Annotated in this window: 20 protein-coding genes; 13 read left to right on the top strand and 7 right to left on the bottom strand. The window is 63.3% G+C overall.

Going from position 1 to position 20,654, the window contains the following annotated elements:
• Both HV796_RS35940 and HV796_RS35935 read right to left on the bottom strand, forming a co-directional pair.
• Nucleotides 1-256 (bottom strand): ATP-binding cassette domain-containing protein (locus HV796_RS35940; RefSeq protein ID WP_175232622.1); only part of this gene is annotated, 256 nt, incomplete at its 3' end.
• A 22-nt stretch (nucleotides 257-278) separates the two neighbouring features.
• Entirely contained in the window at nucleotides 279-2,036 is a 1,758-nt protein-coding gene (locus HV796_RS35935; RefSeq protein WP_175232624.1) for an ABC transporter permease, read from the bottom strand.
• 638 nt (nucleotides 2,037-2,674) lie between these two features.
• On the opposite strand from HV796_RS35935, the gene HV796_RS35930 reads away from it, so the two are divergent.
• Both HV796_RS35930 and HV796_RS35925 read left to right on the top strand, forming a co-directional pair.
• A complete protein-coding gene (locus HV796_RS35930) occupies nucleotides 2,675-4,354 on the top strand; it encodes a sensor domain-containing diguanylate cyclase (protein WP_175232621.1) in 1,680 nt (559 codons plus the stop codon).
• 172 nt (nucleotides 4,355-4,526) lie between these two features.
• Nucleotides 4,527-4,793: a double-stranded DNA-specific endonuclease gene (locus tag HV796_RS35925; RefSeq protein WP_175232620.1), complete on the top strand. Its 267-nt coding sequence runs from the start codon at nucleotides 4,527-4,529 to the stop codon at nucleotides 4,791-4,793.
• Between the two features lie 117 nt (nucleotides 4,794-4,910).
• Here HV796_RS35925 and HV796_RS35920 read toward each other — a convergent pair whose 3' ends face one another.
• On the bottom strand, nucleotides 4,911-6,227 hold the full coding sequence (locus HV796_RS35920) for an ATP-binding protein (protein ID WP_175232619.1): 1,317 nt from the start codon (nucleotides 6,225-6,227) through the stop codon (nucleotides 4,911-4,913).
• Complete coding sequence (locus HV796_RS35915; RefSeq protein WP_134193884.1) at nucleotides 6,211-6,936, bottom strand: response regulator; 726 nt, start codon at nucleotides 6,934-6,936, stop codon at nucleotides 6,211-6,213. The genes HV796_RS35920 and HV796_RS35915 overlap by 17 nt, the downstream gene beginning before the upstream one ends.
• Nucleotides 6,937-7,177: 241 nt before the next feature.
• Between HV796_RS35915 and HV796_RS35910 the strand changes: the two genes are divergently transcribed.
• The 6 genes from HV796_RS35910 (at nucleotide 7,178) to HV796_RS35885 (ending at nucleotide 12,725) form a co-directional block, all read left to right on the top strand.
• Complete coding sequence (locus HV796_RS35910) at nucleotides 7,178-7,717, top strand: Spy/CpxP family protein refolding chaperone (protein ID WP_377692206.1); 540 nt, start codon at nucleotides 7,178-7,180, stop codon at nucleotides 7,715-7,717.
• Nucleotides 7,718-8,288: 571 nt separating this feature from the next.
• Nucleotides 8,289-8,510 (top strand): hypothetical protein, encoded by a 222-nt coding sequence (locus tag HV796_RS35905; protein WP_175232618.1) that lies wholly within the window; start codon nucleotides 8,289-8,291, stop codon nucleotides 8,508-8,510.
• A gap of 243 nt (nucleotides 8,511-8,753) precedes the next feature.
• Nucleotides 8,754-9,443, top strand: a complete 690-nt coding sequence (locus tag HV796_RS35900) for an ABC transporter permease (protein ID WP_175232617.1) — start codon at nucleotides 8,754-8,756, stop codon at nucleotides 9,441-9,443.
• A complete protein-coding gene (locus HV796_RS35895; protein ID WP_175232616.1) occupies nucleotides 9,440-10,153 on the top strand; it encodes an ABC transporter permease in 714 nt (237 codons plus the stop codon). Before HV796_RS35900 ends, HV796_RS35895 begins: the two co-directional genes overlap by 4 nt.
• 61 nt (nucleotides 10,154-10,214) lie before the next feature.
• Nucleotides 10,215-10,994, top strand: coding sequence for an ABC transporter ATP-binding protein (locus HV796_RS35890; RefSeq protein ID WP_175232615.1), 780 nt, complete (start codon nucleotides 10,215-10,217; stop codon nucleotides 10,992-10,994).
• A 585-nt stretch (nucleotides 10,995-11,579) separates the two neighbouring features.
• Nucleotides 11,580-12,725: a porin gene (locus HV796_RS35885; RefSeq protein WP_175232614.1), complete on the top strand. Its 1,146-nt coding sequence runs from the start codon at nucleotides 11,580-11,582 to the stop codon at nucleotides 12,723-12,725.
• Between the two features lie 150 nt (nucleotides 12,726-12,875).
• On the opposite strand, the gene glnK is transcribed toward HV796_RS35885, so the two are convergent.
• Together glnK and HV796_RS35875 are read right to left on the bottom strand one after the other, a co-directional pair.
• Entirely contained in the window at nucleotides 12,876-13,214 is a 339-nt protein-coding gene (glnK, locus tag HV796_RS35880) for a P-II family nitrogen regulator (protein WP_061179489.1), read from the bottom strand.
• Nucleotides 13,215-13,380: 166 nt separating this feature from the next.
• Complete coding sequence (locus tag HV796_RS35875; protein ID WP_175232613.1) at nucleotides 13,381-15,069, bottom strand: NAD+ synthase; 1,689 nt, start codon at nucleotides 15,067-15,069, stop codon at nucleotides 13,381-13,383.
• Between the two features lie 68 nt (nucleotides 15,070-15,137).
• Here HV796_RS35875 and HV796_RS35870 point away from each other — a divergent pair, with 68 nt between their 5' ends.
• Nucleotides 15,138-16,316 carry a GNAT family N-acetyltransferase gene (locus HV796_RS35870; protein WP_175232612.1) on the top strand — a complete coding sequence of 393 codons (1,179 nt, stop codon included), beginning with the start codon at nucleotides 15,138-15,140 and terminating at the stop codon, nucleotides 16,314-16,316.
• Between the two features lie 9 nt (nucleotides 16,317-16,325).
• Complete coding sequence (locus HV796_RS35865) at nucleotides 16,326-16,649, top strand: GIY-YIG nuclease family protein (protein WP_175232611.1); 324 nt, start codon at nucleotides 16,326-16,328, stop codon at nucleotides 16,647-16,649.
• A gap of 94 nt (nucleotides 16,650-16,743) precedes the next feature.
• On the opposite strand, the gene ppa is transcribed toward HV796_RS35865, so the two are convergent.
• On the bottom strand, nucleotides 16,744-17,271 hold the full coding sequence (gene ppa, locus HV796_RS35860; protein ID WP_175232610.1) for an inorganic diphosphatase: 528 nt from the start codon (nucleotides 17,269-17,271) through the stop codon (nucleotides 16,744-16,746).
• 456 nt (nucleotides 17,272-17,727) lie between these two features.
• Here ppa and HV796_RS35855 point away from each other — a divergent pair, with 456 nt between their 5' ends.
• From HV796_RS35855 to HV796_RS35845, 3 genes are all read left to right on the top strand, one after another.
• Nucleotides 17,728-19,167, top strand: a complete 1,440-nt coding sequence (locus tag HV796_RS35855) for an aldehyde dehydrogenase family protein (protein WP_175232609.1) — start codon at nucleotides 17,728-17,730, stop codon at nucleotides 19,165-19,167.
• A gap of 78 nt (nucleotides 19,168-19,245) precedes the next feature.
• Complete coding sequence (locus HV796_RS35850; protein WP_175232608.1) at nucleotides 19,246-20,004, top strand: SDR family oxidoreductase; 759 nt, start codon at nucleotides 19,246-19,248, stop codon at nucleotides 20,002-20,004.
• Nucleotides 20,005-20,075: 71 nt separating this feature from the next.
• Nucleotides 20,076-20,654: MFS transporter (locus HV796_RS35845; RefSeq protein ID WP_175232607.1), on the top strand; the 579-nt coding region annotated here is incomplete at its 3' end.

Raw genomic sequence — 20,654 nt, 5'->3', positions numbered from 1 at the left:
CTTCGCCGTCGGTCGGCTCGATCAGCCCGGCGATGATACGCAGCAGCGTCGACTTGCCCGAGCCCGAGCGGCCCAGTAGCCCGACGATCTCGCCTTCACGCAGCGACAGGTTCGCATCCTCGAGCACGAGCAACTCGCCCTGCGTCTTGTTGAAACCGCGGCAGACGTCCTTGACGCGCAGGATCTCGTCGCCGAGGCGGGGCGGCATCGGCGGCGTCTGGATCGGCGCGGAAGTGGCGGCTTTAGGGTTTTGCATCGCGTTTTGCCTTCAGTTGCAATCAATCGAGCCGCAGGCGCGATTCGGCATACGCATACAGCGGACGCCACAACAGCCGATTGAACAGGGTCACGAACAGGGACATCACCGCGATGCCCAGGATGATCTTCGGATAGTCGCCGGCTTCAGTGTTCTGCGCGATATAGGCGCCAAGCCCATGCGCGGAGAGCCGGGTGTGGCCCCACTGCACGAACTCCGCAACGATGCTCGCGTTCCACGCGCCGCCCGACGCGGTAATCGCGCCCGTGACGTAGTACGGGAACACGCCCGGCAGCATCGCCTGGCGCCACCATTGCCAGCCGCGAATGCGAAAATTCTTCGCCACTTCGCGATAGTCGTTCGGATAGGCGCTCGCGCCGGCGATCACGTTGAACAGGATATACCACTGCGTGCCGAGCACGATCAGCGGTGACAGCCAGATATCCGGGTTCAGGTTGAAGCGCACGATCACGATCACGAACACCGGGAATAGCAGGTTCGCCGGAAACGCGGCCAGGAACTGCGCGAGCGGCTGGATCTTTTCCGCGAGCGCCGGGCGCAGCCCGATCAGCACGCCGAGCGGCACCCAGATTACCGATGCGATTGCGATCAGCAAGATCACGCGCAGCAGCGTGATCAGCCCCAATACCAGCACATGGCCGATTTCATCGACCGTCACGCCGGTACGCACATACGTAATCACCCGATAGACCACGAAGACGGTGACCACCAGCACGACAAGCGCCCAGACAAGGTCGCCGATGCGCCGCGTCGCGCCGCCTGGCGCGCTCGGGAAACGCACCGGCCCCACTGACGACGACAACCGCAACGGCACACGCGCCGCGCGCGCGAAGAACCAGCCGAGCGGCACCAGTAACCGGTGAATCAGACGCGTGCGGCGAATCAGATCGAGCAGCCATGACTCGGGGGCATCGCCCGAGCTGGTGTTTTCCATGCGGAACTTGTCCGCCCAAGCGACGAGCGGCCGGAACAGCAGCTGGTCGTACAGCAGGATCACGATGGTCATGGTCAGGATCACCCAGCCGATCGCATGCAGATTCTGCTCGGAGATCGCCTGTGCGAGGTACGCGCCGATGCCGGGCAGCGTGATCGTATGGTTGCCGACCGTGATCGCTTCCGATGCGACGACGAAAAACCAGCCGCCGGACATCGACATCATCATGTTCCAGATCAGGCCCGGCATCGAGAACGGCACCTCGAGCTTCCAGAAGCGCTGCCACGAGGTCAAATGAAAGCCGCGCGACACTTCGTCCAGATCACGCGGCACCGTGCGCAGCGACTGATAGAAGCTGAACGTCATGTTCCACGCCTGGCTCGTGAAGATTGCGAAGATCGCCGCGAGCTCCGCGCCGAGCACGCGCGACGGCACAAGCGCAAGAAAGAAGGTGACCGTAAACGAAATGTAGCCCAGCACCGGCACCGACTGCAGGATGTCGAGAATCGGCACCAGCACCTGCCCCGCGCGCCGGCTCTTCGCAGCGAGCGTGCCGTACACCAGCGTGAACAGCAGCGATGCGGCCATCGCCGCGAGCATGCGCAGCGTCGTGCGCATCGCATACTCGGGGAGGTTCGCCGGATCGAGCGAGATGACCTGGGTTTGCAGCGTGGAGATCGGCGCCATCGTCTCGTGAAAACCGATCGCGGCCATCGCGATCGCACAGATGATCAGCGGGAACGCAACGAAATCCCAGCGATTGGGCAGCACCCGCCAGGCTGATGCGTTGGCAGTGCGATTCAGATTGAAGCTGAAGAGATCCATCAGGCCCCCTTGCCATTCGTGACGGCCAGGGTCGCGCCGGACTGCGTACGACGATGCACGGCGCGGCATGGCGGGAATCGGTCCGGAAAGCTGAAATCAAGCATGGCAAAACGCATGTGCGCGGTGATCGTTGGCGTTTGGTGACGCGTCGGGCCGGTGGCAGACCGCGCGGGCCACGGCGCGTTTCGCGCATGCCTGCCGGGTGCCTCGCGGGACGCGCCGCCGCTGGCGCCAGCCGTCGGACTGACGAAGGCTGGCGAGCTTTCCCTATTTTGGACGGCACGACAGTACTACAACCAGCATGACAGGCACAACCATCGGCATGCGGATACCGATGCTGCGGCGCGTGATGCGGCGCCAAAGCGTCGCGTGCAAGCCACAGAGGCTAGCGACACACCCTATTCAGAAACGCGGCGGCAAGCCGATAAGAATTCGGTCAAGATCCGCGTACACAAATTACGGGCTGGCAGCCGGCCGCGCGGCGGTTAAAATCTGGAAGCGGCCCGGCGGCACACCGCCCGGTGGACCTCGCCGGGTTTGCCGGGCCGCACGGCACATCACGAGGCGAGCGGGCCCGGTACCGACGCGTTGCACGCATGACCTTGCCGCATGTCACACCAGCACGGATCAGAGGGTCGATGAAACGGACAACCTTGCGCCACGCGGTCGGGCCGGCCAGTTTCGTACTGGTCGCGCTCGTTTGCTGGTTCGCGTCCGGCCTCGTCGCGGACCGCATGGTGCAGCAGGAACTCGACGCGGCGCTGCGCCAGCAGCGCCAGATGTCGGCATCGATCGTCTACAACATGGCCGAGGTGATCGCGAGCGACCTCGCGATGTCGCGCGCGATTCCCGCGACGATGGCCGAATTGGGCGTGATCCAGCAGGCGCTATCGCATGCCGGCAATTTCGCCGCGCTCGGCACCGACGCGGAGCCCGCGCATCGGAACGAACTGTTGACGATGCCGGAACTTGCCGCAGTCAACAATTTCCTGCATGACGCGCAAGGCTTCTCAGGACTCGACATCATCTGGCTCGTCAATGCAAACGGACTCTGCGTCGCGGCGAGCAATGCGCAAAGTCCGCAATCGTTCATCGGTCTCGACATGCGCTCGCGCAGCTATCTGACCAACGCGCTGCTCGGCGCGTTCGGCGAGGCCTATGGCGTCGGCCGCATGAGCGGCGAGCCCGGCATCTTCATCTCGGCGCCGGTCTATGACGATGGACTGCTGGTCGGCGCGATCGTCGCGAAAGTCGGCATCGCGCGTTTGCGCCACTGGGTCGCGCACGCCGGCACCTTCGTCACCGACGACAACGGCGTGATCATCATGGCGCATAACGCGACGCTCGAAGGCGAAGCGATGCCGAATTCGCGCGTGACGCAGATGACCGTGGCCGAGCGCATGGCCACTTACCACCGCGAAGTGTTCCCGGCGGTACAGATCCAGCCCATTGCGCGCCAGTTGCGGCGCGAAGCGCGCTGGGTGCCTGACGGTATCGCCGCGCAGCTCTTTGACATGCCGGGTCAGACAGTCCCGACGCTGTATCAGTCGCGCAGCGGACTGAACTCGGGGCTCTCCGCGCATCTGGTCGATCCGCTTGCCGCGTGGAACGAACTGCTGCGCAATCACAAGCGGGATCACATGCTGGTATTCCTGACGCTCGCGGGCACGGTATCGCTCGCGTGGGTGATTACCGTATCGTATCTGCGCGAGCGCCGTCATCATCGCGCCACGCGCGATCTCGCCGAACAATTGCAGGCGGCCAATACGCTGCTGTCCGCTGAGGCGCGCCACGACGCGCTGACCGGCGCGCTATCGCGCCGCTACTTTCTCGACCTGCTGCGCCATGAGATCGATCGCGCGCACGCGACCGGCGAGCCGCTATGCATGGCGATCGCCGATCTCGACCACTTCAAGCAGATCAACGACCGCTTCGGTCACGCGGCCGGCGACCGTGCGCTCGAGCATTTCGTTGACACCTGTCGTACCGAACTACGCGGCAGCGACGCGATCGGTCGCCTCGGCGGTGAAGAGTTCGGCATCCTGTTGCCGGGCACCTCGCTCGGCGCGGGACTCGAAGTCGTCGAACGGCTGCGCATCGGCCTGAAGGCGATGCCCTGCGCGAAGCTTCCGGCCACCGCGGGCTTGAGCGTGAGCATCGGCATCACCGAACTGTCGCCGGAAGACTTGCCGGAGCGCATCGTCAGCCGCGCGGACCTCGCACTTTATGCGGCAAAATCCGGCGGACGCGATCGCAGCGAAGCGGTTCCACCGGACGATACCGCGCCACCCACGCGCACCCCGGCGACCGCGCTCTGAACCTGGCGCCCCGGTCCCGCGCATCTCGCCTCGCTGCGAACGCGGCGCGGCAATCCCCTGTGCTTTCACACCCCAATGTGCGCCAACCGCTGTCGTCGCTGGAACGACGCGGTATCATCGACTGGAAACTTACATCCGAAGATAGTTACCGTCGTTCTACCGGGAGGTTTGCATGAAGGGAAATCTGGTGATCGTCTGCCGCGATCAGGATGCTGACGCGTTCGACCATCTGCTCGCCGAATATGGCGCATTTCAGACGCGGCTGTCATCGACGACCTGGTATCTGAAGCTCGACGCGTCGCCGGAGACCCTGCAGGAGGAAATTCTCGCGCGCCTCGGCAAATACACGACGCACTATATTTTCGAAGCGGAGACCGTGACGTGGAACACCGTCGATAGCGAAGCGGCCGCCGCGCTCAATACGCTGTTTACCGAATAGCACATGGCCCGATAACGACCGGTTAGGCGCTCGTTATCGGGCCGAGACTCACGCCGTATGCATCAATTCAATTGTTGTTGCGCGCGGCGATCAGCGGCCAGCCACCCGCCGATCGGATCACCAGACGCTTTCCGACGCCGCTGCCGTACGCTCCACCGACTCGAACGGAAACGCCATCAACACGCGCAAGCCGCGTCCATCGTGATTGCCGATTTCCCATGTGCCACCCGCGCGGCGCACGAGCCGTTCGACGATCGCGAGGCCAAGGCCGCTATGGCCATTGCCGCCGCGAGCCGGATCGAGCCGGACGAACGGCCGGGCTGCGTTGATCAGGTCTTGTGCCGCGATGCCTTTGCCGTTGTCGCTGATCGATAGCGTGTAGCCATCAGCGGTGCGTGCAGTCGCGACGACGACCGGCGGCGCGCCATACGCGTGCGCGTTGTCGAGCAGGTTCGACAGGATGCGATCGAGCGTCGCGGCCGGCAGCGTGAAGCCGGGACCCGCGGTCAGGTCGGTTTGCACTCCGTAGGAGTCTGGTGAAACCGCCCGGTAGCTGCGCGCAATGCGCTCGCATTGCGCGTCCACCTCGACCGGTTCACTCCGGTCCGCGCCGTCATGCGCGAACACGAGGAACTGATCGACGATATGCGTCATGGAGTCGACATCGCGCACGACGCCATCGCGCATCTTCGGCTCTTCCATCATCTCGGCGCGCAGACGCAGTCTCGCAAGCGGCGTCTTCAGATCGTGCGCAACACCCGCGAGCATCACCGCGCGGTCGTTCTCAGTGCGCGCGACCTCCTGCACCATCTGATTGAAACCGTGGGTCAGTTGCCGCAGTTCGCGCGGCCCACGTTCGCGCACCGGCGGCACCGGCAGGCCGCGGCCGAAACGCGCGACGGCCTGCGCAAGCGAGCGCAGCGGCTGCTGCAGCTGCCATGCGGCAAACAGCGCCGCCATCACGCCCGCGGAAAAAATGATGGTCAGCCACAGCACCATCCGGTCGAGCGACCTCGGCGGGCGCAGCGGCTGCACCGGCACGACGATCCAGTTGCGATCGGTCGCGGCCTTCACCCAAAGTGTGGGCGGCTTGCCCGGCATACCGACGCGCACCTGGGTCGAATCGGGCATCCGGTCGCGCACGTCCTCGACGAAGCGGTCCAACGGCACCGGCAGGTCGGCGGTCTCCCGCGGCACATCCGGGCTCGCCGGGTCGACGAGGCGCACGCGCGACGGCAGCGGCTGGTCGGGCGTGCGTTCGACGTGCTGGCGCACCGCATCGACAAGGAACGCGGCCTCTTCGACTGCATAACGGGTTTGCAGGTTGCTGCGCTCGAGGCGGATCAGCGCGTACCACGCGAAATGCGACAGCAGCAGCACCCCGACGACGAGCAACGCGAGGCGGCCAAACAGCGAATCAATGGGACGACGCATGTTGCTCGCCGTCCGGCACAAAGACGTAGCCGCGCCCGCGCACAGTCTGGATGAAGCGCGGCACGGAGGGGTCTGTCTCGAGAATACGGCGCAGGCGCCACACCTGAACATCGATGCCGCGGTCGGTGCCGTCATATTCGGGCCCGTGCAGCAGTTCGAGCAGGCGTTCGCGCGTCAGCGTACGCATCGGATGGTTGACGAAGATTTTCAACAACGCGAACTCGCTGCCGGACAGCGTGAGCGGCTTGCCTTCAAGACTCAGCGTGCGCGACTGGAAGTCGAGCGTAAAGCGACCGAACGAAAACGGTTCACGCTGCTCGGGTGCGGCCGCCGACGGCATCGTGCGCCGCCGGCGCAGCACGGCCTGGACGCGCGCAAGCAGCTCACGCGGGTTGAACGGCTTGCCGAGATAGTCGTCCGCGCCGAGTTCGAGGCCGACGATGCGGTCCACGTCGTCCGCGCGGGCGGTCAGCATGATCACTGGAATATCGTCGCCGGACGCGCGCAGCTTGCGCAGCGCGGTCAGCCCGTCGACGCCCGGCATCATGAGGTCGAGCACGATCAGGTCCGGACGCTCGCGTTCGAGCCGGCGCTCGAGCGAGCCGGCATCGTGCAGCACCGATACCTCGATGCCCTGGCGCGCCAGATAGTCACGCAGCAGGTCGCGCAGTTCGACGTCGTCATCGACGACCAGGATTTGAGTAGCCATGAAGCGAAGTTTAACGCGCACCCGGGGCCTGTCCGCTGCAACTGGCCCCGAAAAGGGTTACGGGGTGTTACGGCGAAAGGCGCAAGTAATGTCGCGTAACAGCACGAACCATCTACGTAACACGGCGTGAATCCGACGCCTCTACGCTGTGCATTACCGAATGGAATGCGGGCCCGTTCACGTCGTGACGGCCGCTCGTCGGATGTCACCTGGGAGCACCCTAATGTCCAACATGTCAACCATGTCCAAAAAAACTTCTCGCGTTCTCGCCATTGCCGCCGCGTCGCTCGCGATCGGCGTCGGCGCCGCGTACGCCGCGCAACCCTCGGGCGCTGGCGGCATGGGCCACGACGGCCCTGGCGGCTGGCACAACCACTTCATGCAGGAGATCAACAAGCTGCATGGACAATTGAATCTGAACGCGGATCAGGAAAAGCTGTGGCAAACCGCGCTCGACACGATGAAGCAGAATCGTGAAGCCATGCGCGCCAATCGCAAGCAGATGCACGATCAGTTCAAGTCGATGGAGCAACAGCCGATCCTCGACCTGAACGCGATGCATGCCGCGCATCAGAAGATCGAGCAGCAGGATGCGCAACTGCGCGAGCAGACCTCGACCGCGTGGCTTAACTTCTACAACAGCCTGAACGACCAGCAGAAGACCACGGTCAGCACCGCGCTCAAGCAGCACTTCGCGAAAATGGAACAACGTCACGAGAAAATGCGCGAGCACTGGCAGCATCGGCACGGCGACGCCGCTGCGTCGGCCGCGAAGCCGTAAGGCTGTCTGACCGTAGGTGCGCCGCTGCGGCGCACCTGAACAAGCCACGGCACCGCTTTGCCGTGGCATTGTCTATTGTTGCTTTTCCTGTCGCTGACGGCTCCGATCGTTGAAGCTGCTGTCGCAGCATTTGCTGTCGCTGCGCTCCGCCACAACGGCGCTCCCCAGCTCTTCGCCAAGCCGCACACACCCGCCCGCGATGCGCTGCGACGCCGCCCCGAGCCTCCCGGCATCACCCGCGGCACCCTCCTACCCGCGCTTCCCGGCCCACCGCCTACCACAGCTAGCGGCTCACCTCTGCCGCTCTACGCGTTTGACCGGCTAGCGCGTTACGCCGCTTCAGGTAAAATACCGCCCTTTTGCGCGACCGGTCTGAGCGGAGTCTTGGCTGGAGGCCGGGCAAATGAGACGAAGCACACCATTTTTGACCACCTAGAATAGCGTCGGCCGCCGCTCCGGCATTCAAGTCCCGGACGACCGCGCCTTGGGCCTTCGCGCCCGAAGAGCGCCGCCGCCGACGGCACCGGCAACCACCCATGGCCGATCCTCGACGATCGGTGACAGGAGAAACATGAAGAAGCTCGCACTGTGCGTGGCGCTCGCCGCCCTCGCCACGAGCGCGATGGCGAACGAACACAGCACGCTCGGCGAAGGCATCGCGGCCAGCCCGCACCAGAACGACGCCACGCTGAAAACGATGCTCGACCATGCGCTGTCGACGTCCCGCAAGGAAGACCCGTCAGCGCAGTCTGCGCAGCACCATTTCGACTTCGATTGGCAGCCGGCCCGGTAAATGAAGAGGCAAACGCGTGGCGGCTAGCGCACATTCGCTCGGGGCAGGCCCGGATGGGCCATCCGACGGCCTTGGTAATACAGTCGGAAAAAGCGCTGCCGGCCGGCAACGGTCAGGCAGTCATGATTTGCGCGGCGGTGCGCCACTGGCGGCGCGGTGTGCACGGGCTCGGCTCCGGCAACCGCTCCGCCTGAGCGAGCCGCGTCTTTTGCGGTACGCACCCCGCGCCGTCAAGGACCCACTATGTTTCTGCAAGGTTACGGCCCGCTAATCCTGTCGGGCACGTTCCAGACGATCAAGCTCGCCATCCTGTCACTCGCGTTCGCATTCGTGCTCGGGCTGCTCGGCGCGGCGGCAAAACTATCGAGGAACCGGCTTTCGCACGGCATCGGCACCGTCTATACGACGCTGATACGCGGCGTGCCGGATCTCGTGCTGATGCTGCTGCTCTTCTACAGCATCCAGATCTGGCTGAACAACCTGACCGACGCGCTCGGCTGGGATCAGATCGACATTGATCCATTCGTCGCCGGCGTCGCGGTACTCGGCTTTATCTACGGCGCGTATTTCACGGAAACATTCCGCGGCGCCTTTCTCGCGGTGCCGCGCGGCCAGCTCGAAGCGGGCGCCGCATACGGCATGACCGGCTGGCAGGTGTTCTCGCGAGTCATGTTCCCGCAAATGATGCGCTTCGCGTTACCCGGTATCGGCAACAACTGGCAGGTGATGGTCAAGGCGACCGCGCTCGTGTCGATCATTGGCCTTGCCGACGTCGTGAAGGCGTCGCAGGACGCCGGCAAGGGCACGTTACGGCTCTTCTTTTTCACGCTGCTCGCAGGTGCGATCTATCTGGTGATCACCACCGTCTCGAACTTCGTGCTGATGTACCTGGAGAAGCGCTACTCGACCGGCGTGCGAAAGGCTGACCTATGATCGAGCTGATTCAGGAGTACTGGCGCAATTATCTGTATACCGACGGCTATCGCTTTACCGGCGTCGCAATCACGCTGTGGCTGCTGGTCATATCGATCGGACTCGGCTTCTGTCTGTCGGTGCCGCTCGCGGTCGCGCGCGTATCGAAGAGAAAATGGCTGTCGAGGCTGGTGTGGCTGTACACGTACGTGTTCCGCGGCACACCGTTGTATGTGCAACTGCTGCTGTGCTACACCGGGCTCTACAGCCTTGAAGTCATCCGCTCGCACGAGCTCACCAATGCGTTCTTCCGCGACGGCATGCATTGCACGCTGCTCGCCTTCACACTGAACACCTGCGCGTACACCACCGAAATCTTCGCCGGCGCCATCAAGGCGACGCCGTACGGCGAAATCGAGGCGGCGCGCGCTTATGGCATGTCGCCGTTCACGCTGTATCGGCGCGTCATTCTGCCGTCCGCGCTGCGCCGCGCGCTGCCCTACTACAGCAACGAAGTGATTCTGATGCTGCACGCGACCACCGTCGCCTTCACCGCGACCGTGCCCGACATTCTGAAGATCGCGCGCGACGTGAATTCAGCGACATACCGTTCATTCGATGCATTCGGCATTGCCGCGCTGCTCTATCTGACCATTTCGTTCGGTCTCGTGTGGCTGTTCCGCCGCGCCGAGCGCCGCTGGCTCGCCTATCTGCGCCCACAGGGCAAATAACGGCCGATAAAAGAGCGAACCAGGCCGGACCCCACGATGTGTTCCGGTCATCAAGGATTCTATGAACACCCTGTCCCCCATGCTTTTCGTCGACAACCTGCATAAGAAGTACGGTGACAACGAAGTCCTCAAAGGCGTCACGCTCAAGGCAAAGCGCGGCGACGTAATCAGCGTGATCGGCTCGTCCGGTTCAGGCAAGAGCACGATGCTCCGCTGCATCAACTTTCTCGAACAGCCGAATAACGGCCGCATTTTCGTCGACGGCGAAGAGGTCCGGACCGCAATGGACAAAACCGGCGCGCTGCGTGTCGCCGATCACAAGCAACTGCAGCGGATGCGCACGCGCCTGTCGATGGTGTTCCAGCATTTCAACTTGTGGACGCATATGACAGTACTCGAGAACATCATCGAGGCGCCGCTGCATGTGCTGGGTCTGTCGCGCAAGGAAGCGGAAGAGCGTGCGCGCACCTATCTGGAGAAGGTCGGGCTTGCGCCGCGCGTCGAGAAGCAATATCCGTCGCACCTGTCGGGCGGCCAGCAGCAGCGCGTCGCGATTGCGCGCGCGCTGACGATGCACCCGGATGTAATGCTGTTCGACGAACCGACCTCCGCGCTCGACCCCGAGCTCGTCGGCGAAGTGCTGAAGGTGATGCAAACGCTCGCCGAGGAAGGCCGCACGATGATCGTCGTCACGCACGAAATGGCGTTTGCGCGCAACGTGTCGAACCACGTGATGTTCCTGCATCAAGGACGCGTTGAAGAAGAAGGCCACCCTTCCGAAGTATTCGGGAATACAAAAAGCGAACGGCTTAAGCAATTCCTCGCCGGCAGCCTTAAATAAATTCGAATTGCATGGTGTCTGTGTAGCATTACAATACGCTTACGCGTCTTTTTTATTGCCGGAAAGCCCCGCCAGCAGGGCGTCTAAAAGCTTCGTCATCCCAACATTTGCACGCGCCGATGTGCTGCGGCCGCATACTCCCGACGATTTCCAACGTCAATAGTGGCAATCCTTGACCTACCCTGCGTTGAACCGTGAATCCCTTGCCTGATAAGGATTTACGCGGGTTTTAGCAATCGATTCGGGGTCCTCCTGTCACACTCGTATTGCAATTTGGAGACATCTCTACCGCGGACCGTGATTTTGTTTCGCCACCCTCGGGTATTTTTGCTAAATTAGTAACGAAAGTAGCAAAACAAAGTTCATTAAAAGTAGTTTCACTTCAAAACGCACAGGACATAACACAGCGGGAGATACCGGTCGGCGAGGATCGGATAAGACGATCAGACAGCCGCACACGGCTGCGCGTCAGGAGACACCGATCAGCCGTATCTCTCTGTACAAAAGTTTCCTGTCCGGCGCTGCTGGCGTCCGGATACCACTCGCAGTACTGGTTTCACTTTTTGACAGGGTATGGAGGAGAAGATGAAAAAAGCTTTGCTCGCCGCATCGCTGCTGACTATCGGCGTTGCTGCGCACGCACAGAGCAGCGTGACGCTGTACGGGCGTCTGGACGCTGGTCTCGAAGCCATGTGGGGCGTGCCGACGGGTCCGTCGACGGGCGCCGCAACGGACAGCACGCACCGCTTCCGCGCAGAGAGCGGCGACTGGGGTACCAGCCTGTGGGGTATGAAGGGCGCAGAGGACCTCGGTGGCGGCTACAAGGCCGTGTTCCAGTTGGAAGGCTCATTCAACACGATGACGGGTGCGGGCCCGGGCGGCGGCGGTCTCTTCAATCGCTGGGCAACCATTGGTATGGCAACCGACCAATACGGTACCCTGCTCCTCGGCCGCGAACTCTTCATCTCGAACGGCGTGTGGGACTTCGACCCGTTCGGTCAGTCGAACTGGTCGTCGGCATCGCTGGTGCGTGGCCGCAACTGGCCGCAATCGAGCAACAACGTTTCGTACCAGTCGCCGAAGATCGCGGGCTTTGACTTCTACGGTCAATACGCGCTGTCGAATGCGACGAACTGGAACGGTAACGGCACGACGCCGCAAGGCCGCGAAGCGGGTGCGCAGGTTACCTACACGTCCTCGCTGTTCCAGGTGCGCGGTATCTATGACGAAATCCGCAACCCGGCCAACGGTTCGCTCGGCGGCTCGTCGACTGAGTTCAACAACGCCAATGTGGGGCAAGGCGTGTTCGCGTACTCGCGCGAATACTCGGCATTGGTCAACGTGTTCCTCGGTCAGTTCAAGATCCAGGGCGCGTACCAGGCGATCCGCTCGTCGGGTATCACCGGTGCAGCAATCGGCACGCCGACGACGCTCGATCATGAGTGGGGCGGTGTGACGTGGCAAGCCACGCCGGCTGCCGCGCTGATCGCAGCGGTGTACCACGTGAACGCCAACAACGGCGGCGGCAACGCAACGATCTACACGATCGGTGGCTCGTACAACCTGTCGAAGCGCACGCTGCTGGACATCCAGATCGCGACGACGCAAAACAGCAAGGCGGCTAACTTCGGCCTGAACGCGAACAACTCGGGCACCGGCTTCCAGACGGATAACCCGCTGCCGGGCCACAGCCAGTCGGGTGTGTACGCAGGTATCCAGCACTCGTTCTAATCGAACGTTGCGAATACAACAGATTTAGCCAGAGAACAGTTTTCACGCTGCTGCGAGAGGCGCGTATCGGTGCGATGTCCGAAAGGGGATCGCACCGTTTTTTCATGGTGCGCGCCGCGTGATGCATGATGCGACGCTGAGTCTGACCGCTTATACGGCGGCTTCGTTTTCTTCGCCGGTGCGAATACGGATCACGCGCTCGACATCCGCGACGAAGATCTTCCCATCGCCGATCTTGCCGGTGCGCGCGGCACCGATGATCGCATCGATCACCTGATCAGTCTGATCGTTCGCGACGACCACCTCGATCTTCACCTTCGGCAGAAAATCGACCACGTACTCAGCGCCGCGATACAGTTCGGTATGCCCCTTCTGACGGCCGAATCCTTTGACTTCGGTGACGGTGAGCCCCGTCAGACCTACTTCTGCAAGCGCCTCGCGCACTTCGTCGAGTTTGAACGGTTTGATGACTGCGGTGATGCGTTTCATGGCGAGCCTCGTGGTAGGTTCGAAAATGACAAAATCCAGCATTGTTCTTTTTTGATTCTACGCCGCACCGGACACATTGCCAGCGCGACGGCGCACACTCGCCCTACTTAACGGCTTTGCGCCGGTGCACCGCCCCGGGGCACGCAGCCCGGGACGCGCCCGCCATTCACTCGAGCGGTTCCGTATAACGGGACGTGATCGGATAGCGCCAGTCGCGGCCAAACGCGCGATGCGTGACACGAATGCCGATCGGCGCCTGGCGTCGCTTGTATTCGTTGATCTTGATCAGTCGAGTCACACGCTTAACGTCGTCGGGTGCGTACCCCGCGGCGACGATTTCCGCCAGCGAGCGATCTTCTTCCATATACATCCGCATGATCGCATCGAGCGTGTCGTACGGCGGCAGGCTGTCCTGGTCGGTCTGGTTCTCGCGCAGCTCGGCGGAAGGCGCACGCGTCAGGATGCGCTCCGGAATGATGTCCTGCGTCGGGAACGAAGCGGCCGCGTTGCGATAGTGGCATAGCCGGTAGACCAGGGTCTTCGCGATATCCTTGATCACCGCGAAGCCGCCCGCCATATCGCCGTAAAGCGTGCAGTAACCGACCGCCATTTCGCTCTTGTTGCCCGTGGTCAACACAAGCGAACCGAACTTGTTCGACAGCGCCATCAGCAGCGTGCCGCGAATGCGCGCCTGAATGTTCTCCTCGGTCGCGTCTTCCGCGCGGCCCGCGAACTCCTCGGCAAGCGACGCGCGGAACGCGTCGAACATCGGCGCAATCGCGATCTCGTCGTAACGCACGCCAACCCGCCGCGCCATGTCGGCCGCATCGGTGGTCGAGATATCGGCCGTGTAGCGCGACGGCATCATCACCGCGCGCACGCGCGCAGCGCCGAGCGCATCGCATGCGACGGCCAGCACGAGCGCCGAGTCCACGCCGCCCGACAAGCCGATGATCGCGCCCGGGAAGCCGTTCTTGTTGATGTAATCGCGCACGCCGAGCACGAGCGCCGCGTAGACCTGCGCTTCGACCGGCGTCTCGGGCGCAATCGTCGCCGCAACGGGCCGCGCGCCGTCGAATTCGACGATCGCATGGCCTTCTTCGAATTGCGACATCTTCGCGACGATCTCGCCTTGTGCGTCGAGCACGAACGAGCCGCCATCGAACACCAGCTCGTCCTGGCCGCCGACCATATTCACGTAGACCATCGGCAGCCCGGTCTCGCGAATCCGCGCACGCAGGATCTCGATGCGCACCGCTTCCTTGTTCATGTGATACGGCGAGCCGTTCGGCACCAGCAGCACCTGCGCGCCCGCCGCCTTCGCCAGTTGCGCGGCCGACGCATGCCACACATCCTCGCAGATCACGATGCCGTACTTCACGCCATCCAGCTCGAACACGAACGGCTGCGGATCGGACGCAAAATAACGCTTCTCGTCGAACACCTCGGTATTGGGCAAATCCTGCTTCAGATAGGTGCCGGCCACCGCGCCGTCGACAATCAACGACGCCGCGTTATAAGTGTCGACTGGCGGCAAGCCGCGCTCGATCGGCGCGTTTGCATTACCATGGCCGTGCACCACGTCGCGATGCGGGTGACCGACCACCACGCGCAGCCCTTCAAACGGCTTAAGCTGCGCGGCGAGATCGGCGAGCGCCGCGGCACTGGCCGCGTAGAACGCGGGCCGCAGTAGCAGGTCTTCGGGCGGATAGCCGGACAACGCGAGCTCGGGCGCGATCAGCAGCTTCGCACCATCGCTGTGCGCGGCGCGTGCGGCGGCGACGATCTTCGCGACGTTACCAGCGAAGTCGCCGACGGTGACATTGAGTTGGGCAAGAGCGATGCGGGTCTTCATGACTCGGTTTAAACACACGGCACGCCGCTCGCGCGGCGCGACCGATCGGATCGGGAACGGTCAGCAGATTGAATCAGGAACGTTTTGATTATCTCACGGGCATTCTCGCGTCGCCGCTCGAAGTGGACGCCGCCGAATGGAACGCGCTGCTCGCCCGCCAGGCTCAACCGACGCCGTTCTTGCGGCACGAGTTCCTGAGCGCGCTGCACGCGACACGTTGCGCGGTGCCCGACACCGGCTGGGCGCCGCAATTCGTCACGCTGACCGACCCGCGTAGCGGCCGGCTCGCGGCTGCGGCGCCGGTGTACCTGAAAGGCCACTCGTACGGCGAATATGTGTTCGACTGGGCATGGGCCGACGCGTACAAGCGCAATGGCCTCGCGTACTACCCGAAGCTGCTGTGCGCGGTGCCGTTCACGCCGGTGCAGGGCTCACGTCTGATGGCGGCCGACGAACGCGCGCTGCGTCATCTGGCGGCCACCCTCGTCGCGTTCGCCGAGCAGGCGGATGTGTCGTCGCTGCACGTGCTGTTTCCGACCGATACCGAAGCAGCGGCGCTAACCAATCTGGGCATGATGCAGCGTGAAGGCGTGCAGTTTCATTGGCTCAACGACGGCTATCGCAGCTTCGACGACTTCCTTGCGACGCTCGAACAGAAAAAGCGCAAAAACATCCGTGCCGAGCGCCGCAAGGTGCGCGAGGCGGGCGTCACGTTCCGGCGCAGGGTCGGCAAGGACATCGCCGATGCGGACTGGCGCTTCTTCAGCAAGTGTTATCGGCAAACGTACCGCGAACACTTCTCGAGTCCTTATCTGAATCTCGACTTCTTCCGGATGATCGGCGAAACGATGCCGGAGAACCTGATGATGGTGATCGCCGAAGTCGACGGCAAGCCCATCGCGAGCTCGCTCGTCGTGTTCCAGCGCGGCGGCGCTGCGGACGGTACAGGCGGCACGCTATACGGCCGCTACTGGGGCGCGCTCGAACACGTGCCGTGCCTGCACTTCGAGACCGCGTACTATCAACCGCTCGAATTCTGCATCGAAGAAAAACTCGCGGTGTTCGAAGGCGGTGCGCAAGGCGAGCATAAGATGGCGCGCGGCTTCATGCCGACCGTCACGCGCTCGACGCATTGGCTCGCGCATCCGGCCTTCGCCGATGCGGTCTCACACTTTCTCGACAACGAGACGAATCACATTCACGCGTATGTCGATGAATTGCGCGAACACAATCCGTTCAAAAGCTAACACCAAACCGTGACGCACACGACGCCGTGGTTTCTCTATCTGATCGAATGTGACGACGGCAGTGTCTATACCGGCATTGCGATCGATGTCGCCGCGCGCTTCGACAAGCATGTCAACGGTACCGGCGCGCGCTACACACGTTCGCGCAAGCCGTTGCGCGTGCTCGCGTCGTTCGAGCTCACGGACCGCGCGAGCGCGTTGCGCGCCGAGTATTGGGTCAAGCGCCTGACGCCCGCGGGCAAACGCGCGCTCGCGGCCGGCGCGCGCACGCTCGAATCGGTGCTGCCGGCACCCGCCGCGATGCCCGACGACGCCGACGCTGACACCGCATGAAAAAACCGCGCGGCCGTTGCGGGCACGCGCGGTTTTGTAGCTGCTCGATGCAGCTGAACGCCCGCTATTGAAAGCGCGGGTACGGGGGTCGCTTTTACTTCTTGTAGTTCGCGACCCCGTCAGAAATTTCCTTATGCGCGGCATCGATGCCGGCCCACCCATCGATCTTCACCCACTTGCCCTTCTCGAGCGCCTTGTACTGCTCGAAGAAGTGCTTGATCTGATCTTTCAGATAGCCAGGCACGTCGTCGATCGATTTCATATGCGCGGTCATCGGGCAGATCTTGTCGTGCGGCACGGCGATCAGCTTCGCATCGACGCCGGATTCGTCGGTCATCTGCAGCATGCCGAGCGCGCGGGCGCGCACCACCGCGCCTGCGAGCAGCGGGAATGGCGTGATCACCAGCACGTCGACCGGGTCGCCGTCGCCGGACAGCGTCTGCGGAATAAAGCCGTAGTTCGCCGGATAGCGCATGCCGGTGCCGATAAAGCGATCGACGACGAGCAGGCCCAGTTCCTTGTCGGCCTCGTACTTCACCGGGTCGCTTTGCGCGGGAATTTCGATGATGACGTTGAAGTCTTGCGGCAGATCCTTGCCGGGCGGGACAGTGTTGAAGCTCATGGCGGCTCTCTGGTGACGATGAAAATCGGGGACACGGACATGATGCGCGGCGGCGGTCGCTACGCTACGGTCTGCAACGGATTGCATCGATGCGCATTCGACGCGCATTGCGACCCGATCAGACAAGGCCGGGCGCCGCGGGAATGCGCCATTATAGCCAATCGGCCGGTGCCGTCCGCGTGCGTTCGGCGCGATAATCCACCTATCGTCTGGCCGTTGCGCTTTCGCACATGCCGCTGCGCCGCGATGCATCACGCGTAGGCGTATCGCGCAGCCGGGTCTCGTCGGCCGCGAGTCTCGTCCAGAGTCGGGACACGCAGGTGGACCCGCTGTAGGGACCCGCAGTCGGAACCCGCGGTTGGGACATATCCCGGCCAGTCGCTTCAATAGTCCGCACGGAATCGATCCGCAATCCGTCGCAGGGCCGCCAGTCATCCCTTTCGACAAGGAGCATGTATGGAAGAAGCGAAACACTTCATCGGCAACGAATGGACCGTGTCCGCGGGCGGCGACACGCTCGCCGTGATCGATCCGTCGGATGGCCAGCCCTTCACGCGTCTTGCACGCGGCAACGCCGCCGATATCGATACTGCGGTCAGCGCCGCACGGCGTGCGTTCGACGGCGCGTGGGGCGCGTTGAGCGCCGCCGAACGCGGCCGTCTGCTGTATCGGCTCGCGATGTTGGTCGGCACCTGTCACGAAGAGCTCGCGCAGATCGAAGCACGCGACACCGGCAAACCGCTGCGCCAAGCGCGTGCGGACGCCGCGGCGCTGGCCCGCTATTTCGAGTTCTACGCCGGCGCCGCCGACAAGCTGCACGGCGAGACGCTGCCGTACCAGTCCGGCTACACGGTATTCACGATCCGCGAACCGCACGGCGTGACCGGCCATATCGTGCCGTGGAACTATCCGATGCAGATCTTCGGCCGCAGCGTCGGCGCCGCGCTCGCCACCGGCAACGCCTGCGTCGTGAAGCCCGCCGAGGACGCATGCCTGTCGGTCCTGCGCGTCGCCGAGCTGGCCGCCGAGGCGGGCCTGCCCGCGGGCGCATTGAATATCGTGACCGGTTACGGACATGAAGCGGGGGCGGCGCTCGCGCGGCATCCGGGCATCGATCACATCTCGTTTACCGGTTCGCCGGCAACCGGCAAGTTCGTCACGCAGATGGCCGCGGAAAACCACGTGCCGGTCACGCTCGAGCTAGGCGGCAAATCGCCGCAAATCGTGTTCGCCGATGCGGACTTCGACGCGGCATTGCCGGTGCTCGTCGCGGCGATCGTGCAGAACGCCGGACAGACATGCTCGGCCGGCAGCCGCGTGCTGATTGAGCGAGCGGTGTACGAGCCGTTGCTCGACCGGCTTGCGACCGCGTTCAATGCGCTGCGGGTCGGTCCGTCGCATGCCGATCTCGACTGCGGGCCGCTGATCAGCGCGAAACAGCAGCAGCGCGTGTGGGATTTTCTATCCGATGCGCAGCACGATAACATCGCGATGGCCGCGCAAGGCCATGTGATCGCCGAAGCACCGGAAAGCGGCTTCTATCAGGCGCCGACGCTCTTGCGCGACGTGCCGCCGCAGCACCGTCTCGCGCGCGAGGAAGTGTTCGGCCCCGTGCTCGCCGCCCTGCCGTTCGCTGACGAGGACGAAGCGCTGGCGCTCGCGAACGGCACGCCGTATGGGCTCGTCGCCGGCATATGGACGCGCGACGGCGCGCGGCAATTGCGCGTCGCGCGGCGGGTGCGCTCGGGTCAGGTGTTTATCAACAACTACGGCGCGGGTGGTGGCGTCGAATTGCCGTTCGGCGGCGTCAAGCATTCGGGGCATGGGCGGGAGAAGGGCTTCGAAGCGCTGTATGGGTTCACAGTACTGAAGACGGTGGCGATCCGGCACGGATGAGTGCGGATGAGCGCCGGCGGTACGGACGCGCAATAACAAAACTCGACTCGCTGCAAATTGAAGATACGAGGAGACATCATGCGACTAAAAGGCAAAACCGCCGTCGTCACCGGCGCCGGCTCGGGCTTCGGCGAAGGCATTGCAAAGACCTACGCGCGTGAAGGCGCAAACATCGTCGTCAACGACCTGAACGGCGCCGCGGCCGAGCGCGTCGCGAGCGAAATCGCGCTCGCCGGCGGCAAGGCGATCGCGGTCGCCGGCGACGTCACACGCAGCGCGGACTGGCAGCAGCTACTACAAGCCGCGCTGGAAGATTTCGGCAGCGTGCAGATCGTCGTCAACAACGCCGGCACCACGCATCGCAACAAGCCCGTGCTTGACGTCACCGAAGCCGAGTTCGATCGCGTCTATGCGGTGAACGTCAAAGGCCTCTACTGGAGCGTGCGCGCGTTCGTCCCATATTTCCGCAAGTGCGGCGGCGGCGTGTTTATCAATATCGCGTCGACCGCGGGCATCCGGCCGCGGCCCGGCCTCGTCTGGTACAACGGCAGCAAGGGCGCGGTGATCGTCGCAAGCAAATCGCTGGCGGTCGAGCTCGGGCCGGACCACATTCGCGTCAACTGTGTGAATCCGGTGATCGGCGAGACCGCGCTGCTGTCCGAATTCATGGGCGTCGAAGACACGCCGGCGAACCGTCAGCGCTTCCTCGCGTCGATTCCGCTCGGCCGGTTCTCGAAGCCGCAGGACGTCGCGAACGCCTGCCTCTACCTCGCATCGGACGACGCGGAGTTCATCACCGGCGCGTGTCTTGACGTCGACGGCGGTCGCTGCGTTTAGACATGCGATAAAAGCGCGGACTAGAATCGCGCTCCGCGATACCTTTCTTTCTAAAATTATGAGGAGACACAATGGCCAGTCCAGCGAATCCGCTTCATCCATCCGGCGCGGGCGCGCCGCCCTCCACGTTCGAAGAGGCGACTTACCGGAAAGTCGCGTGGCGTCTCACACCGCTTCTGATGCTCTGCTATGTGGTCGCCTATCTCGACCGCGTCAACGTCGGCTTCGCGAAACTGCAGATGCAAACCGACCTGAGCCTGAGCGACACCGTGTACGGCTTCGGCGCCGGCATCTTCTTTATCGGCTATTTCATCTTCGAGATTCCGAGCAACGTGATCCTGCATCGCGTCGGCGCGCGCGTGTGGATCGCGCGAATCATGGTGTCGTGGGGCATCATCTCCGCACTGACCATGTTCGTCACCACGACGACGATGTTTTACGTGATGCGCTTTCTGCTCGGCGTCGCCGAAGCGGGCTTCTTCCCCGGCATCATCCTGTATCTGACGTACTGGTACCCGGCGCACCGGCGCGGCCGGATGACCACCTGGTTCATGACCGCGATCGCGCTATCGGGCGTGATCGGCGGCCCGATCTCCGGCTTTATCCTGAAGGCGTTCGACGGCCTGAACGGCTGGCATGGCTGGCAGTGG

This window comes from Paraburkholderia humisilvae, from assembly GCF_902859855.1.
Classification (GTDB): domain Bacteria; phylum Pseudomonadota; class Gammaproteobacteria; order Burkholderiales; family Burkholderiaceae; genus Paraburkholderia; species Paraburkholderia humisilvae.
This window is presented reverse-complemented; position numbering and strand designations above follow the sequence as displayed.